This window comes from Streptomyces sp. WM4235 (genome assembly GCF_001279725.1).
In the GTDB taxonomy this organism is placed as follows: Bacteria; Actinomycetota; Actinomycetes; order Streptomycetales; family Streptomycetaceae; genus Streptomyces.
The window spans coordinates 1-15,401 of the sequence record NZ_LGDE01000439.1; the positions used below are offsets into that span (position 1 = coordinate 1).

The 15,401-nt window shown below is 69.8% G+C and carries 20 protein-coding genes and 3 pseudogenes; 4 read left to right on the forward strand and 19 right to left on the reverse strand.

Annotated features, from left to right (window positions below; translation table 11 throughout):
- From ADK55_RS28845 to ADK55_RS40180, 3 genes and pseudogenes are all read right to left on the reverse strand, one after another.
- Window positions 1-370 (reverse strand): annotated as a pseudogene (locus ADK55_RS28845) (aspartate aminotransferase family protein); the annotation flags it as partial.
- Window positions 371-539: 169 nt separating this feature from the next.
- Window positions 540-3,044, reverse strand: a complete 2,505-nt coding sequence (pepN, locus tag ADK55_RS28850; RefSeq protein ID WP_053682786.1) for an aminopeptidase N — start codon at window positions 3,042-3,044, stop codon at window positions 540-542.
- Window positions 3,045-3,086: 42 nt separating this feature from the next.
- Window positions 3,087-3,161, reverse strand: a pseudogene (locus tag ADK55_RS40180) (chorismate mutase); the annotation flags it as partial.
- A gap of 379 nt (window positions 3,162-3,540) precedes the next feature.
- On the opposite strand from ADK55_RS40180, the gene ADK55_RS36975 reads away from it, so the two are divergent.
- Both ADK55_RS36975 and ADK55_RS39325 read left to right on the forward strand, forming a co-directional pair.
- Entirely contained in the window at window positions 3,541-3,771 is a 231-nt protein-coding gene (locus ADK55_RS36975) for a helix-turn-helix transcriptional regulator (protein ID WP_078999528.1), read from the forward strand.
- Between the two features lie 373 nt (window positions 3,772-4,144).
- The gene (locus tag ADK55_RS39325; protein ID WP_199826653.1) at window positions 4,145-4,300 is read left to right on the forward strand and encodes a hypothetical protein; all 156 of its coding nucleotides are present in this window, start codon (window positions 4,145-4,147) and stop codon (window positions 4,298-4,300) included.
- Window positions 4,301-4,407: 107 nt separating this feature from the next.
- Here ADK55_RS39325 and ADK55_RS28860 read toward each other — a convergent pair whose 3' ends face one another.
- On the reverse strand, window positions 4,408-4,857 hold the full coding sequence (locus ADK55_RS28860) for a hypothetical protein (RefSeq protein WP_053682745.1): 450 nt from the start codon (window positions 4,855-4,857) through the stop codon (window positions 4,408-4,410).
- 77 nt (window positions 4,858-4,934) lie between these two features.
- Here ADK55_RS28860 and ADK55_RS28865 point away from each other — a divergent pair, with 77 nt between their 5' ends.
- The gene (locus ADK55_RS28865) at window positions 4,935-5,132 is read left to right on the forward strand and encodes a hypothetical protein (protein ID WP_053682746.1); all 198 of its coding nucleotides are present in this window, start codon (window positions 4,935-4,937) and stop codon (window positions 5,130-5,132) included.
- A gap of 212 nt (window positions 5,133-5,344) precedes the next feature.
- Here the strand turns inward: ADK55_RS28865 and ADK55_RS28870 are convergent, their stop codons facing one another.
- The 5 genes from ADK55_RS28870 to ADK55_RS28890 are packed head-to-tail and all read right to left on the reverse strand — an operon-like array spanning window position 5,345 to window position 7,408.
- A complete protein-coding gene (locus tag ADK55_RS28870) occupies window positions 5,345-5,569 on the reverse strand; it encodes a hypothetical protein (protein ID WP_159041587.1) in 225 nt (74 codons plus the stop codon).
- 16 nt (window positions 5,570-5,585) lie between these two features.
- Entirely contained in the window at window positions 5,586-5,840 is a 255-nt protein-coding gene (locus ADK55_RS28875) for a hypothetical protein (RefSeq protein WP_053682748.1), read from the reverse strand.
- A 40-nt stretch (window positions 5,841-5,880) separates the two neighbouring features.
- Window positions 5,881-6,105, reverse strand: coding sequence for a hypothetical protein (locus tag ADK55_RS28880; protein ID WP_053682749.1), 225 nt, complete (start codon window positions 6,103-6,105; stop codon window positions 5,881-5,883).
- Between the two features lie 11 nt (window positions 6,106-6,116).
- Entirely contained in the window at window positions 6,117-7,133 is a 1,017-nt protein-coding gene (locus tag ADK55_RS28885; protein WP_053682750.1) for a tyrosine-type recombinase/integrase, read from the reverse strand.
- The gene (locus tag ADK55_RS28890; RefSeq protein ID WP_053682751.1) at window positions 7,130-7,408 is read right to left on the reverse strand and encodes a hypothetical protein; all 279 of its coding nucleotides are present in this window, start codon (window positions 7,406-7,408) and stop codon (window positions 7,130-7,132) included. Before ADK55_RS28890 ends, ADK55_RS28885 begins: the two co-directional genes overlap by 4 nt.
- Window positions 7,409-7,625: 217 nt before the next feature.
- Between ADK55_RS28890 and ADK55_RS28895 the strand changes: the two genes are divergently transcribed.
- Window positions 7,626-8,102, forward strand: a complete 477-nt coding sequence (locus tag ADK55_RS28895) for a hypothetical protein (protein ID WP_053682752.1) — start codon at window positions 7,626-7,628, stop codon at window positions 8,100-8,102.
- 35 nt (window positions 8,103-8,137) lie between these two features.
- On the opposite strand, the gene ADK55_RS28900 is transcribed toward ADK55_RS28895, so the two are convergent.
- The 10 genes and pseudogenes from ADK55_RS28900 to ADK55_RS28945 all read right to left on the reverse strand — a co-directional run bounded on the left by ADK55_RS28900 (window position 8,138) and on the right by ADK55_RS28945 (window position 15,401).
- Complete coding sequence (locus tag ADK55_RS28900; RefSeq protein ID WP_053682753.1) at window positions 8,138-8,437, reverse strand: hypothetical protein; 300 nt, start codon at window positions 8,435-8,437, stop codon at window positions 8,138-8,140.
- Between the two features lie 14 nt (window positions 8,438-8,451).
- A complete protein-coding gene (locus tag ADK55_RS28905) occupies window positions 8,452-8,805 on the reverse strand; it encodes a hypothetical protein (protein WP_053682754.1) in 354 nt (117 codons plus the stop codon).
- Window positions 8,806-9,229: 424 nt separating this feature from the next.
- The gene (locus ADK55_RS28915) at window positions 9,230-9,586 is read right to left on the reverse strand and encodes a hypothetical protein (protein WP_053682756.1); all 357 of its coding nucleotides are present in this window, start codon (window positions 9,584-9,586) and stop codon (window positions 9,230-9,232) included.
- 11 nt (window positions 9,587-9,597) lie between these two features.
- Window positions 9,598-10,449, reverse strand: coding sequence for an N-acetylmuramoyl-L-alanine amidase (locus tag ADK55_RS40185; RefSeq protein WP_078999529.1), 852 nt, complete (start codon window positions 10,447-10,449; stop codon window positions 9,598-9,600).
- 2 nt (window positions 10,450-10,451) lie between these two features.
- Complete coding sequence (locus tag ADK55_RS28925; RefSeq protein WP_053682757.1) at window positions 10,452-10,691, reverse strand: hypothetical protein; 240 nt, start codon at window positions 10,689-10,691, stop codon at window positions 10,452-10,454.
- Between the two features lie 14 nt (window positions 10,692-10,705).
- The gene (locus tag ADK55_RS28930) at window positions 10,706-11,380 is read right to left on the reverse strand and encodes a hypothetical protein (protein ID WP_053682758.1); all 675 of its coding nucleotides are present in this window, start codon (window positions 11,378-11,380) and stop codon (window positions 10,706-10,708) included.
- Between the two features lie 9 nt (window positions 11,381-11,389).
- Window positions 11,390-12,079, reverse strand: a complete 690-nt coding sequence (locus ADK55_RS28935) for a hypothetical protein (RefSeq protein WP_053682759.1) — start codon at window positions 12,077-12,079, stop codon at window positions 11,390-11,392.
- A complete protein-coding gene (locus ADK55_RS40190) occupies window positions 12,076-12,627 on the reverse strand; it encodes a hypothetical protein (protein ID WP_234350294.1) in 552 nt (183 codons plus the stop codon). The genes ADK55_RS28935 and ADK55_RS40190 overlap by 4 nt, the downstream gene beginning before the upstream one ends.
- A 102-nt stretch (window positions 12,628-12,729) precedes the next feature.
- Window positions 12,730-13,166 (reverse strand): annotated as a pseudogene (locus ADK55_RS40200) (DUF5047 domain-containing protein); the annotation flags it as partial.
- Window positions 13,167-15,401 (reverse strand): hypothetical protein, encoded by a 2,235-nt coding sequence (locus ADK55_RS28945; protein WP_053682760.1) that lies wholly within the window; start codon window positions 15,399-15,401, stop codon window positions 13,167-13,169. It lies immediately after the preceding pseudogene.

Genomic DNA, 15,401 nt, shown 5'->3' on the forward strand with positions numbered 1-15,401 from the left:
AGTCCATGGAGGGGTTGAGGGCCGAGGCGGCGAGGTCGGCGGCGACCGCGACGGCGAGGGGCGGGCAGTGCAGGTGGGCGGCGCAGAGCGGGTCGGCGGGGTCGGCGGCGCCCGCGGCGAGGGTGTGGACGAGGGTGCGCAGGGCTTCGTGGTCGCCGGCGCCGCGGGTGGGGAGTACGTCGCCCAGTGCGGCGGTGACGCGGGCGGTGACGGCGGCGGGGCCGCCGGCGGGGAGGGGGCCGGCGCGTTCGGCGGCGCCGTCGTGCAGGGCGTCGAGGACGGTGTCGAGGAGGGGCCGCAGGGCGTCGGCGCCGCCGAGGCCTCCGGCGAGCGGGGACGGCGGTGGCGGGGTGCCGGGCGGCGGGGTCATCCGGTGTCCTTAGCGGAGGCGGGCGGGAACGGCCTGGTCGTTCCCGCCCAGCACAACGATCAGACCCGAATGGGGTAACCGCCGGGGTTTGTCCGCCCGTCCGGTCTCGGCCGGGTGTTCGGTCGGACCGGCCCGGGGGCGTTCCCGTGTGCGGGCCGGTGGCCGGTGGTCAGCCGTTGCCGCGGATGCGCAGGGCGCGGGCGAGGTCGTCGAGCTGGTCGACGAGTTGGCGGCGCAGCAGCGGGATGATGTCGGTGTCGTCCAGGCAGGTGCGGCCGGCGCGGAGGTTGGCCTCGTCGACGGCGTGCGAGGGGAAGGCCCACCGGCCGACGGCCTGGCCGATGGCGGGTCCGCGGCGGGCGCCGAGGGCGACGGCCTCGGGGTAGTAGCGCGGCACGTAGTCCTGTACGAGTTCGGCTTGTTCGGGCTGCCAGAAGCCGGAGGCGGTGGCCTTGAAGAGGTAGTTGGACAGGGTGTCGTCGTGGAACATGCGTTGCCAGGCGGCGGCCTTGGCCTCGGGGGTGGGGAGCGCGGCGCGGCAGCGGGCGGCGCCCTCTTCCCCGGTGGCGCTGGGGTCGTCGGCGAGGGCGGTGTCGATGTCGGCTTCGGTGACGGCGCCGAGGACGGCGAGTCGGGCGAGGATGCGCCAGCGCAGTTCGGGGTCGAGTTCGGGTCCGCCGGGGACGGTGCCGTCGGCGAGCCAGCCGGCGAGGGTGTCGGGCTGGGTGGCGCTGTCGATGTGGACGCGGACGGCGGCGAGGCGCAGGCCGGGGTCGGAGCCGTCCTCGGTGCGGCGCATCAGGGCGCGGGCGACGGTGGTGAGGGTGTTGAGGGCGGCGGTGCGGCGGCCGGGGGCGACGTAGTGGGCGGCGACGCGGTTGCGGGCGAAGCCGAGGACGCCCTGGACGATCGCGAGGTCGTTCTCCTCGGGGAGGTGGGCGTGCGCGGTCTCCAGGTAGGACTCGGGTTCCAGTTCGCCGTCGCGGACCATGTCGCGCAGGGAGTTCCAGACGACGGCGCGGGTGAGCGGGCCGGGGATGCGGGACAGGCCGCGCAGGGCGGTTTCCTCGGAGACGGCGTCGAAGCGGATCTTGACGTAGCCGAGGTCCTGGTCGTTGAGGAGGATCAGGTCGGGTCGCCGGCCGCTCGCGGAGACGACTTCGGTGCTGGGGACGTCCAGGTCGAGGTGTTCGCGCAGTTCCAGGTCGCCGGTGGGGTCGCGGTCGTAGAGGCCGACGGTGATGTGGTGGGGGCGGCTGCCGTGGTGGTCGACGGTGAGGGTCCAGCCGGCGTCGCCGTCCTCGACGCGCGGGGTGAGGGTGTCGACGCCGGTGGTGCGCAGCCAGGTGTCGGCCCAGGTGTGGACGTCGCGTTCGGTGTGGGCGGCGAGGGAGTCCACGAAGTCGGCGAGGGAGGCGTTGGCGAACTTGTGGCGCGCGAAGTGGGTGTTGATGCCGGCGAGGAAGTCCTTCTCGCCGAGCCAGGCGACGAGTTGGCGCAGGGCCGAGGCGCCCTTGGCGTAGGAGATGCCGTCGAAGTTGAGGAGGGCGGAGGCGGTGTCGGGGACGTCCTCGGGGGCGGGGGCGACGGGGGGGGGGGAGGGGCGTTGGTCGGCTTCGTAGCCCCAGGGTTTGCGCTCCATGCCGAACTCGGTCCAGGTCTGGGTGTAGCCGGTGGCTTCGACGAGGGTCTGGTAGCCCATGTACTCGGCGAAGGACTCGTTGAGCCAGATGTCGTCGAACCAGCGGAGGGTGACGAGGTCGCCGAACCACATGTGGGCCATCTCGTGGGCGATGACCATGGCGCGGCCCTGGCGTTCGGTGTCGGTGACGGCCGAGCGGAAGATGAACTCGTCGCGGAAGGTGACCAGGCCGGGGTTCTCCATGGCGCCGGCGTTGAACTCGGGGACGAACGCCTGGTCGTAGGAGTCGAACGGGTAGGGCTCGGCGAACTTCTCGTGGTAGCGGTCGAAGCAGGCGGTGGTGACGGAGAGGATCTCGTCGGCGTCGGCGTCGAGGTGGGGTGCGAGGGACTGCCGGCAGTGGAGGGCGAACGGCAGGCCGGCGTGGTCGGTGCGGACGGTGTGCCAGGGTCCGCCGGCAATCGCGGCGAGGTAGGTGGAGATCGCGGGCGTGGGGGCGGAGGTCCAGGTGCCGGCGCCGTCCTCGGGCCGGTCGGCGCCGCGGGTGGTGATGCCGTTGGCGAGGACGGTCCAGTGGGCGGGGGCGGTGACGGTGAAGGCGAAGACGGCCTTCAGGTCGGGTTGGTCGAAGGCGGCGAAGACCCGCTGGACGTCGTCCAGGAACATCTGGGAGTAGACGTACGTCTCGCCGTCCGCGGGGTCGGTGAAGCGGTGCAGGCCCTCGCCGGTGCGGGAGTAGTTCATGCGGGCGTCGACGCGCAGCTCGTGGGGGCCCGGGGTGAGCCCGGTGAGCGGGAGGCGGTTGTCGGTGAGGCCGGCGGGGTCGACGGGCCGGCCGTCGAGTTCGACGGAGCGCAGTTCGTCCGGTTTCAGCTCGACGAAGGTGTCACCGGCGGCGCGGGCCGTGAACCGGATGACGGTGGTGGAGGTGAAGGTCTCGTCACCGGTGGTGAGGTCGAGGGTGACGTCGTAGTGGTGGACGTCGAGGAGCCGGGCTCGGAGCTGCGCTTCGTTGCGCGTCAATGCGGACATGGGGCCCATGCTGCCCGATGGGTCGGGCGGGCCCCCAGGGGCCTACTCCTCGCCGGCTGCGATCGTCTCGTGGTGGCGGATGACCTCGGCGATGATGAAGTTGAGGAGTTTCTCCGCAGATCATGGACACATCACTCACCTGCAGTGCGACCGAGGAGTTCCCAGGTCAGGGCTTCCCACTCAACCGCCGGGCGCACCGTCTAGCACTCTCGGGACACCCTGAGAGCACTCTAAGAGCACTCTCAGTACACGAGCGCGGCCCCTAAATATCTCCTGCCAGCCTCATTGAAATCGGCAGGTCAGGCCAGGAAGTGGGGCGGCCCCCTCTCCCGTCGGAGAAGGGGCCGCCTTGCGTCGGAAGGTCGACCATGGGGCCATCCACATCGACCTCGCCGACGCGCTCGTGGGGCCACGTTGCGCGGCCGATTCAACAAGATCACAAAAAGCGGGATGCATCCTGCAGACAAAACGATCTTGAGCATCAACTGTTCAGAGGGTGCAACCAGCAACGCCCCCATGGATCACCGACGCTCGCATCGCGCTTGGCAATCGAGTCCGTGCCGCCCGCATCGACGCCGACCTGACCCAGGACGAGCTCGCTGAGTTGGCCGGCGTCCATCGGACGACCGTGCAAGATACCGAGCGAGGCAAGACCGACCCGAAGTTCAGCCTGCTGCTTCGCCTTGCCCGCGCCCTTCGCCTCCCGGCGAGAGACCTCATGCCATGACATCGCGACGGTAACTGGAAACGCATTTCCGGCCACGCCCCGCGATTGCCCCAGTCTGCCTGCCCCATGCATCGGTCGCCAGGGGGTTCGCAGATATATGCAGACGCATCGCGTCGATGACCTGCGAATTCGTCACCAACCGTAAGGCTCTACCCAGCAGTTGACAACTGTTCTATCGAACAAGCGTCCGAAAGTTTGTTGAAGTGAACGCTTGCTAACGCTGGCCGGTACCCGCCCCTCCCGCTGCCGCCGCTGCCGGAGGGGCGGGAGTCAGGGGTGCGGGGCGCCGGGGCGGGGTGCACTCATGCCCGTACTCTCCCCCACGCCAGCCGACCTGTACCGGTTGTCGGTGCCGCCTCGTAAGATCGGCCGCATGATCCGATCCGCTGAGATCGTCAACGCGGAGATCCGCGAGCTGTGGGCGTCGGGAAGCCTGGACCCGCGCGACCGGGACCGGTACCTGAGGCTCGTCGTCGAGTACGCCGAGGCGTTGCGTGCCGAGCGGGAGTCGGCGGAGCTGGCCGCCTAGGGGGGCGAGACATGGCCCCCAATGAGGTGGTCGAGTGCGAGTAGCCATGCATGCGACGGAGCCCCCGGTCCCTACGGATCGGGGGCTCTCGCGTGCCTGCGCTGGCGTCAGCGTCCCGCAGCCACGAGCGCGGCCACCAGCAGCCACCCCTTGTGCCAGGACTGATCCATCAGGTAGCCGGCGCCTGGGTCGCGTTGGAGCCATTTGGCATGCCCGGTGGCCGCGGCGAGGCGGACGATGCCTCGGGGCTGCGGGTCGCGCCAGTGCCCGCCCTGCCGGTCCGCGATGTAGTGGGTGAGGGCGGACACGGCGAGCGCGGCGGCTGCCCGGTGGGGTGTGAGACGCAGCCCGAGGAGCTTGGATCCTGCGGCGAGCGCGAGGCCTTGGGTGAGCGTGTAGGTGGCGACGTGCGCGGCGCAGGCGCGGGCGCCGTCCGATCCGGGTTTGCCCTTGGTGACGGCTTGCGTGTCGATTTGGACCCAGTGGTCGGCGACTTCGTGGCTGGCGGTGAGGAGGGCGTAGGCGGCGGCGAAGCGGGCGGCGGGCGTCGTGGTCATCGGCTGCTCCTTCGGTGTGGTGGTGCCATGGTGGCAGCGGCGCGCGGGGGCGTCTGGCCTTTTGGTGCGGACGGGCGGTGGCGTGGAGCACGTCCCGGCTGGCGTGGGATGCCGTGCGCGAGGACCCGATGCCGGAGGCGTGGGAGGAGTGGCGGACGCGGGCGGCCGAGGTGCAGGCCGCGCTGACCGTGTGGGCGAAGGAGGCGGGGGAGTTGCGGAACGAAGTCGAGGCGGCGGTGAAGGCGGCCGTGCGGCACCCGGATTCCGCCGCCTGACAGCACTCCGCCCCGCCGGTCGCTGTCCCCCGTGGGGGGCCGGTGGGGCGGATCGAGTAGCACCGCAGCCCGCGGTAATCGCTCGAATGTGATGAGCCGATGGTACGCCCGGGGGCTGACAGCGGGGCGGGCCGCTGCGACGACCCGCCCCCATGAGCCCGTCCAGGCAAGGAGCGGCTTCGACTCCAGGATGGCGGGCTGCCGGCCGCCTGTCACGCCTGCCGGACAGTCCCGGACGCCGCAGTTGGCTTCCAGGTCGTCATCCGGAAGTGCGCGTACTGGTCCGGCTGGTCGGGGGTGTACCGCTCGTAGGTGTACTCCATGGGGGCGCCGACCTGGTGGTCCAGCTTGATCACTCTGGGGATTGGTGGCGTCATGTCTATCGCCTGCCCGTCGAGCGGTCCGCCGTGGAAGATCATGGTCATGGGGTTGCTCATCGTTCGGCCCCTTCGGTCAGTTGGCCCGAGTGCGGAACAGGTGACCGCAGGGCTTGAACCCAGTGCGGACGTAGGTACCGTCCACCTCGAAGGCCCGCTCCTCCACCCACTGCTTGATCTCTGTCGGTTCGATGTCGCACTGGGGGCAAGCCGGTAGCGGCGGGTAGTCCGGCTGCTGGAGAACGAGGCGCACGATCTCGTCCTCTCGCTGCTGGGCCGCCTGCTCAAGCTCGCCGAGCCATGAGCTGGGCATGTCGATCGGGGTGTTCATCGGACCTCCTTCGAGTGGGCGGGCAGCGCATAACGTTCCCTTAAGTCCTGCTGGCCTGGGGGTCAATCACGTCTGCCGCGTCCTGGAACGCCACGTGAACGGGGCCTATTTCACCCGGGTCGTAGTCGTGGTCTCGGATGCGGGTGGCCAGCTCGTGCGCATAGTCGTTCATGAGGTCGCGTGCTGCATCTACGCTCGCGCCGTGCACCATCAGCCAGTTCCAGAGCCGAGATGACGGCAGGGTCGTGTCGAACGGATCGGACATGGTGATCTCCTCTACAGTCCGATGTCCTCGGATGCGGCGTCGGTCCAGGCGTCGGCCTCCTGGATGTAGCCCCAGAAGACCGGCGAGTTGGCGGCGTGGCCGGACTGGGCGCGGATCTTCTCCTCGCGCTTGCCGGCTTGGCGGGCGGTCGTGATGAAGCCGGACCGCATGGAGTGTCCGGTAAGCCGGACGGCGAGCCCAGCGCGTTCGGCGCTGCGGGAGATGATCTCTTGGCAGCCGGATGGGGAGAGCCTGTCGGCGCCGAGCGTTCCGTGGACGCTGATCGGCCGGAAGGCCGGGCCGTCAGTGAGTCCGGCGGCCGACTTCCAGACGAGCCAGGCCCGGACGGGGCAGGTGTCAGGGTTCTTGCCGTAGGCGACCCGGACCTTGCGGGCGGGGAGGCCCTTGACGGAGGGGACTTGGACGTCGAGGCCCTTGCCGACGAGGGTGATGCCGTCCGTCCGGAGGGCCGCGACTTCCGAGGATCGCCCGGCGATCCCGAACGCCATGAGCCAGAGCGCGCGGTCGCGGAGTCCGGCGAGGCCAGCGGGGGCGGCGGCGTACATCTGCCGGAGCTGCTCCGGTGTGGCGGCGGGTGCTTTGCCTCGGCCTCGGGCGATCCGGTCGGGGTCGGCTTTGAGCGGCTTTAGGGCTTGGCGGGCGGCGACCGTGGCGGTCTTGGGTACCTCGACGCCCTGCGACCGTGCGGTGACCGTGACGCCCGTGATCCTGCGGTCGATGCTGGCTGGGGCGGCGAGCTTGATGGTGTCGAGCCAGACGACGAAGCCGACGAGCATGCCCTTGGTGACGTGCGTGGAGGCGACGCGGTGGCCGGTGCGTTCGCCGAGCCAGTCGTGGAACTCTTCCCACAGGTTCCAGTCGTTGGCGTAGCCGCGCTTCGTGTTGTGGGGACGGATCCGGTCGAGGTGATCCTCGGCGGCTTGCTCCATGGCGGCGAGCACGGCGAGGGTCGCCGGGTCGTAGGCGGCCGGGGCGGCCGACGGCTGGTGCGGGATGAGGTCGGTCATAGCCGCCCCTCGGCGTCGATCTGCCGTGCAGCGACGACGTCCGGGTCGGAGTCCACGATGATCTGCGCCTGTTCGCGGAGGTCGGCTGGGAGTTGGTCGAACGCAGCCTGGTATCGGTGATGGCTCGCGCGGTTCAGGAGATCCGTGGGCATCGAGGCGACTGCGGCCGGGCTCATGGCGCTGAGCAAGTCCCGGAAGGTGACGGCGGCCATCAGGAGTGCGACGGCAGCGGCCAAGTCGATTGCGGAGTCGTTCGCGAGGGAGTCTTGACGCATGCTCAATTGTACCAATTCTGGGCGCCGATATGGCATCTTATCTGGGCCGCAGCAGTCCAACTTGGGCCACGGCGCGTGGGGGTTGTCGCGAGTCCGCCGGTCTCGTCGGTGACGGCGGACTGCTCACCCACCATCGAGTGAACGTAAACCGGCTTTACATCGCCCCCGGATAGGCGTAAGGTGTCTTTACGTCAACCCGAACGACCGAGGAGCCTCCATGAAGACCTACGCCGGCATCGTCGAGCTGCTGACCTTCGAGGGTCCCGGCCTCCAGGACTACGTCACGTCGGCCGAACTGGATCAGCTCATCGACGGCACCCTCCCGCCGGCCGTCATCGCCGACCGCTACATCGAGGATCTCGTCAGCACCAATCTGGTCGCGGTCGAGGCCGACGAGGCGTGCACCCGCACCGACCTCCTTGCCTGGATCCGCGCCGAAATCGAAGTGGCGGTCGATCAACGCCGCGAGCTCGCCCGCGAGGAAGCCCAAGAGAGCAAGCTCGAAGCCATCCGGCGGATCACCGCCATGGAGAAGCGCCTGACGGGCCTAATCCACTTCCGGAAGAGTGAACTCGTCCTCGAAGCCCGCGAACTGGGCACCCAGAAGGCGGCCATCGCTGACGCCCTTGGCATCTCCCGCCCCACCCTGGACAAGAAGCTGACCGAGTGGACCGAGATGCGCGCCGGGGCATAGCGAAACGCCCCCACCGCCGAAGCGGTGGGGGCTGATCACTTCTTGGCGCCTGCGGAGTCCCCGAGCATCCATCGGGTGATCGCCTCGACCATGGCCGGGTCGAGCTTGGCGAGCGCCGCGATCGCCTGTTCGTCCGCACCGGCCGCAGGGATGCCGGCTTCGGCGAGGGCCTCCGTCAGTGCCGCCGCGTTGGCGGCTTCCTCCGCGGGCGGGTCGGGCGGTAGCTCGGTCGGCGGCTGGGGCTGCTCGTCGACCACGCCCATGTCGATGAGGCTGCCGATGTCCGCGAGGAGCGGCCTCGTCTGCTGGGGCACCGGCTCCGGGTCGTCGTCCACGTCGCCCTCCGTCTTCAGACGTCGCTGCGTGCGAGGACGCGAGCCGCACGGGCGGACATGGGTCTCGGCGCCGGCGGCTCCCCGCCCGACTTACGGATGTACGCAACGAGGTCTCTGATGCGGACCAACGCCCAGGCAATCGCCTCGTCGTTCTCAGCGATGCGTTCCTGCTGCAGCTCGGCCTTCGTCTCGCCTTGCTCGACGCGACGCTCCAGACGCTGAATGGCTTTGCCCTGCTGCTCGCTGACGGCCACGAAGTCGTCGCGCCGCTCTTGCCGGCGAGTGCGACGTGCGGCCCGGCCGGCGAAGGCACTCGCCACGGCGGTTGCGCCCGCGAGGCCGATCTGGGCCCATGTCTCAGGATTCATAGGGAGGCTCCGCTCGCTTGACGCGGGGCGGCTCAGACCACCCGGCGACCACAAGGACCGGGACGGTGATGACCGCCCACACGGCTGCCGCCACCCAGCCGCGGGAGGAATCCCCCGTGATCCAGGCGGCGAGGTACGAGGCCGTCCACGCCATGACCGGGAGCGGCAAGACGTAGAAGGCTGCAGCGTCACGGCCCGGCGGAGCCCACGCGGTTACAAGTGCCACCAGCCCGGCGGCGATCCAACACCATCCCCAGAATTCGAGGGGGCGGATGCTCAGCACGAGTTGCAGTCCGCGCTGGTCTGGCTGGGGCGTTACGAGCTGCCCGAATCCGTACAGCATCCAGACGAGCCCGTAGCAGGTGAGGATCGTGCCGCGGCGGCCCAGTCGTCGACACAGCCGCCGGACCGCACGGCACCGCATCTACACGCTCCGGACCGGCGCCACCGCGACGGCAGGCACCGGGGCGGTGATCTGCGTGCGGTCCCACATGGCGACGATCGCGGCTGCGGCTGCGAGGACGACGGCCTGCCGCTCGGCCGACCAGTCGAGGCCGAAGCCGATCGCGAGGGCGAGGACGGCCTGGGCGAAACCGAGGACGGCGGCGCCGATCGCGTCGTGCGCGACGACGGCAAGGATGAGGCCGACGAGCGCTGCGGCGACCGCGTTGATGACGGCCTGCTGGTCGGCGGACACGTCCATGCCGAACGCGGCGAGGAGTTTGACGATGATGGCGACGAGGCCGAGCCAGAGCGCCGGCTCCCTGTTGAAGAGCTTCATGATGTTCCCTTTCAGGACTGCATGCGGGCGGCGACGTCGGCGGCCATCCGCTTGGCGATGTTGTCGGCGAGGATCGGAGACGACGCCACCTTGTCGGCGATGGCGGCGACCTGCTCGGGGGTGAGCGCGACGGGCTGCGGGGTGCCGATCTTCTGCAGGATCTGCCCGGCCTTGGCCGCGGCGTCGCCGGCCGAGGCGGCGGAGGTGCGGAGGTCGCCGTAGGCGTCCCGGTCCGCGCCGTCTCCCCGGTAGCTCCAGCCCATGTAGGGGACCAGCGCCTTGTGGAGCTCGGCGAGCTGCTTGGCCTGGGTGGCATCCATGTCGACTTCCTCCGTGCCGTTGGCCCGAGCGACGATGCCCGGGAAGATGACGTCCTTGAACTGCTGGACCCGTGCGTCGCCGGGGCATGCGGTGCCGCCGACGGCCCAGTCGGCGTGCAGGCGGTGGTAGCCGAAGCCCGGGTCGGATGCGGTGCGGCAGATGCGCAGCGGGATGCCGTGCGTCTGGTGCAGCCACACGCCGAGCTTGATGATCGACTCGACCTGCGCGTCGGTCCACGGGTCGGTGTGATCCAGGTTGGAGGCGCTCTCCAGCGACACCGCACCCGTGCCATCCGACCGCCGGTTCGCCAGGTAGTTGGCATCAGCGCGCGTCTCTGTGCCCACGAACTGGCCCAGCGAGCCGTCGAATCCGAGGCCGAAGTGGGACTCCAGATTCGTCGAGTCGCGCCAGTACTCGTAGGTCCGCGTCGGCGTCCAGGGAGCGGCGATGCTGTGGAGGATGAACTGTGTCGGCCGGATTGCGGGCTGGCTGTCGCTCTCCGGCTGCAGCTCCATCCGCGTCGCGCCGGGATACCAGGCCATGGTCACACCGGCCAGTCGAGTTCGGTCTCGGCAGTGGCCGAGCGCTTGATGGCGGTGATGCTGACGTCCAGGTCGGCTGCGAGCGCCTGTGCGAACTCCCACAGGCGGGCCTCGAACTGCGCGTTGGCGACGTCGGGGCTCTCGGGGGTGCCGATCTGGAAGCGGATCCCGCCCGTGTTGGCGCTCCACAGCTGCACCAGGTATGCGGTACCGCCCTGCTCAAGGACGGGGAATGTGGCCATGACGTACTCCTGGGTTACGAGGTGGCGGTGGAGACGCGGTTGACGCCAAGCGATGCGGCAACGGCGGAGATCGGCGAGCCGGAGGCCTGGTTGTACCAGACCTCCAAGTACTGACCGGGCGTCGTGCAGACGACCTGACCGGAGGCGGTGGAGGGCGCGTTGCCGGCGCTGCCGCGGGTGATGCTGTAGCGGGCGCGCACGGGCGTGCCGTTGAGGCGGATCTCCGCGCGTCCGTCGTTGGAGCCGAGGCCGCCGGGCCAGACGATCGTGCCGCTGACCGCGTAGGTTCCGACGGTCGGCAGCACGAGGCGAGTGGGGTTGCCGCCCGCCCACATGCCGGACCGGTTCGACGACTGCAGGCCCGTCCACGAGATCGCGTAGTACGTGCTCGCGTGCGCGCTGAACGTCGCGGAGTCGTTGTAGACAGACCCGGCTGGCGGCTCCATGGACTGCCAGGCGCTGCCGTCGTAGTAGTCGAACCGGTCGACGTCGACCAGCCACGAGATCATGCCCTCGACGGGCGCATGGGCGCCGACCATTGTCGCGGTGCGGGCGCTCGCGGAGGCGAACCGCAGGATGCTCCGAGACAGGATCGGCTCGGCGATATTCATGGCGAGGGTCTCGGCGTCCGGGACGTCGTTGCGCGTGGTGATGGACACGCCCTGGCCGTAGCCGTCCGTGGTAGACAAAGCGGCCTCCTAGGCGATTCGGTAGGTGACTTGCAGGCCGACGTAGTCGCCGTTGCCCCAGGTGAACGGCCTGGTCGAGTTCCACTCGGCCACGGTGGAGCCGGTGGCGGAGCCAGGGCTGAGGCCCATGACGTACTGGCTGCCGGACTGAATACGGGCAGTGCCCGGGTAGTAGGCGGCTGCCGCGTCGGTGGCGATCCCGGACCCGGTCCAGTGGAAGTTCGCGTTGGCGAGAGTGGCCGCGGCGAAGGGCAGCAGCCAGCGGAATTGGCCTGTGCCGTAGGTGGTGGTGGACCCGCAGATCATGGTGATAACGACTTCGCATCGGTCGCCGATCAGGCAGTACTCGCCCGCCAGGCTGCCGTTGCCGAGGGCTGGCGCCGTGCCGGTCGTCGACCAGGTGGGAACGTAGGTCGTCCACGACGAGCCTGTGCCCGTGCCGAGCCGGCCGTGGCAGAGGACCTGCCCGGTGCCCGACCAGGCGATGACGACCAGGTCGCCGACCTCCGGGTTGACGTAGTCCTCCATGCGGCGGGCGACGGTGCCGTCCGACATGGTGACCGTGCCGCTGCCACCGACCGAGGCGACCGTGGCGAGCCGCCAGTCCGAGCCGGGTGACTGGGCTCCTGCTGCTTGGACTTGGGCCTGGTAGGCGTCGGCGAGTTCGGCGACGAAGATCCGTGTCTGGGCCGTGCTCACGAGTCCTCCTTCGCGGAGATCGTGTGCAGCCCGAAGTCGCCGCCGACCTCCAACGAGATGCTGAAAGAGGCGACCTGGTGGATCTCCTTGAGGCCGTCCGGGTAGAGCGCGCGGATGATGTCGCCGGGCTCTAGTGCAGGGTTGGGCAGGGAGGAGACGTCCGCGGAGGCGTTCGGGGCCTGGGCCGCACGCAGCTTGAGCGTGGCGGCGGCCGTGCACTGACCGACGGTGATGAGCGCGGAGGAGGAGTAGAAGCCGGGCCGGTGCCCGAAGGGGCCGCTCCAGTAGGTGGGACTGTCGGGGTCGTTGTCGACGACGAGCGACGACACTGGCGCGACGCTCGCCTCTGCGTTTTCCCCGCGGGCCAACACCCCGTTGTGGACGCCATCGAGGGACATGCCGCGGTCGGCCGAGATGTACACGCCGCCCTCCCCCGCGGCGATCGTCCACACCGGTTCGACCGTCGCGGGGTCGGGAAGCTCGGCGATCCTGAAAGTCCCGTCGGCGTCGCAGTAGCACTCGGCGCCCATGACGGCCGCGATCTCCATGACCGCTGCCCACGGGTCGGCGGCTACGTCCCAAGTGCGGGCGCCGATTGGTGCGTCGATCGCCGTGCTGATGATCTCGGCGGTGGGGAGAGTGCGCTGGATCAGGGCGGTGATCGCAGTGACGGCCTGTCCCGTGGCCCGGTAAGGGGCCGTGAACGCGTCGTCGGTTATCGCCGCCTCGAGGCTTTTCCCTGGATCGTCGCCGGCCCCTCGTCGACATCGCCGGAGATGGAGTCGACTCGGAAAATGCCGAGCGGGACCAGCTCTCGAACGCCGTCGCTGTACTGCACGCCGCGGCTGATCCGCATCGTCGCCCCGTACAGGGCGGCCTTGTCGCCGGCGGAGGTGGGGATCAGGGACGGATCTGCCACGCTCACCGTGCAGGTGCGTCGGGCCGCCGACTTGCGGTCGACGGTGACCGACCCACCCGTGTGCTCGAGGGTCTGCACCAGCCCGTCGGCTCGGTACAGGACCACCTCCGTGACCGGGCTGTGATCGGAGGCGAGTGTCTCCAGGAAGCGGTCGCTGACCGGATACATCTAGCCCCCGATCGGACGGTTGAGGCGGACGTCTTCCCAGGTGGCGTACTTGGCGAGCACGTCGGCCCAGGTGGCGTTCTCAGTGAGAATGTCCTGCCAGGTACGGCCCGCGGATCCGGCGACGCCGACGCTCGTCGGCATGTCCGCCTGTTTCATCGGCAGGGACCAGGTGCGCCATGGATCGCTGGCGATGGCTTCGCCGCGGTCCTCGCTGACGGCGCCGACGTTGACGTACATGTCGTCCACGCCGAGCCCCGGATTGGCCTGCCAGAGGAGCACGGACCCGGAGTCGAGGAGGCGGTGCAGCGACTCCCGCTCCTCGTCGGTCTGGGTGAAGATCGTCAGGTCGCCCTCGAGGCCGCCACGAACGTCGGAGAGCACGACGCTGTTGCGCCTGCCACGGACCTTGTACTCGGCCTGTGGAACGGGTCGCTGCCAGACTGGCGCCCGCGCGACCATCAGCAGCATGTTGCGCTGCGGCCTGCCTGGATCCTTGAGCCACGCGTAGTTGGGGTCGCCTGCGGTGATGGTGACGGTGGCGCTGGTCCTGGACTCCGGCGTCGTACCGCCTGGCGGCAGGATCTCGACGTAGTAGTAGACCGGCACCCCGAGCGGCGCCTCCGCGTCCTCGATGACGAGCTGGTCGGCGGCGATGACGTCCCCGTCGATCAGACCGGTGGAGCCCCGGACGAGGGTCCGTGCGCCACCGGTGAGGACCCGCCACACGGTCAACGTGTAGCCGACCGTCAGCTCCCGCAGCGTGACGGTGACGCTCGCGCTGGAGTCGACGACGACCGCGTCGATCAGGGACTGCGCCTGCCACAGTGCCACCTGGTCGAGACGCAGCACGGACGTTGTCGCCGTCGCCGTGAGGGACAGCTCGACCGCCGCCTGCGTCGCGCCCGCGGGTGCGGTGACCGAGTTGGTGAGCGACCACCAGTCCGGCACCGGCGCCGTCGCGGACCCGGACGACGTGAGGCCCAGGTCGACGTTCGCGGCGTCGTACCAGCGCACCGACCGGTTGATGGTCCAGCCTCCGGCGCTCACATTCTCGGCGAGCTGGAGCCGGAACGACAGGCCAGCCGCCGCGCCGACGGCGTACTTGGCGCTGCGGATCACGCTCGTGGTGGCGGTCGCCGACGACACCGTCAACGCGTAGGAGCCGTCCACGGCGTAGGTGCCCCACGGCGTGGACCGTGCGAGCGTTGCCACGCCAGAGACAACGGTCCACGACCCCGCATCCTTCTCAAAGGAGGCGTCGGCGTAGGGCAGTACGGAGCCGACGCGGATGACGGGCGCGGTCGCGATGACCGCGCCGTCGACCCGCATGACCTGCGCTGCGGTACCGGACGTGATGCCGGCCGCGAGCGTGGCGTAAGCCGTCGTGGCCGGGGCGACCGCCGAGACGCGCTGCTGGTAGAAGCCGGCGCCTGGGGCGGCGAGGTTGCTCCGGGTCGCACTGAGGAGGCTGTTCGCGGCGGTGTAGAACCGCAGCTCTACCCAGACCGTGCTGCCGGAGGTCGGGGGGTTGAGGTAGCAGTAGCCGATGTACTCGGTGCCAGCCGTCGCGGACGGCGTCTCGCTCACCTTGGCAGCGGCGTTGCCGTTGGCCGTCACCGTGATGGCCAGGGTCTGGCCGCCGACGAGGTAGTTGTCGACGGGCCACGACACCATCGGCGCCTGGCGGGCGATCGAGCAGTTGGTCTCCGCGACCCACTTCAGGGTGGCGTTCTCGATGGTCTCCGCGTCGGCCGACAGCAGGTTACCTGTCGTGCGCATCGGCGTGCCGAGGTACACGTTCTCGAAGTGGTTGATCACACCGCCGCCGGCGGGGGTCGCGGAGACCAGAACCTGGCACTTTGCGGCCGTGGCCGGCGCGACACCGGCGACGGAGATCCGGTGCCACGTTGCCGATGCCGTCGCGGTCGTCAGTGACCAGGTGACGCTGACCTCGGAACCACCCGAGGTCAGCCATCTGATACCGATCCGCTCCGCCACCGTCGCACCCGACGCGTCAGCGGAGACCTGGTACTCCTGGCCTGCGATGACGCCATACGAAGCAGCGGTGCGGGCCTGCATCTCCCCCGACGCGGTGCTCGTCAGCTTCAGGGTGCCGTCGCCGTTCCGGCCGCCGGTCCCCTTGCTGATCGCGCAGTTCAGCTTGGCCGCCCACCCCGATGTGTTGGGGTCGACGGACTCCGTGACGGCAGACAGGAGGTTCCCGGGGATCGCCAT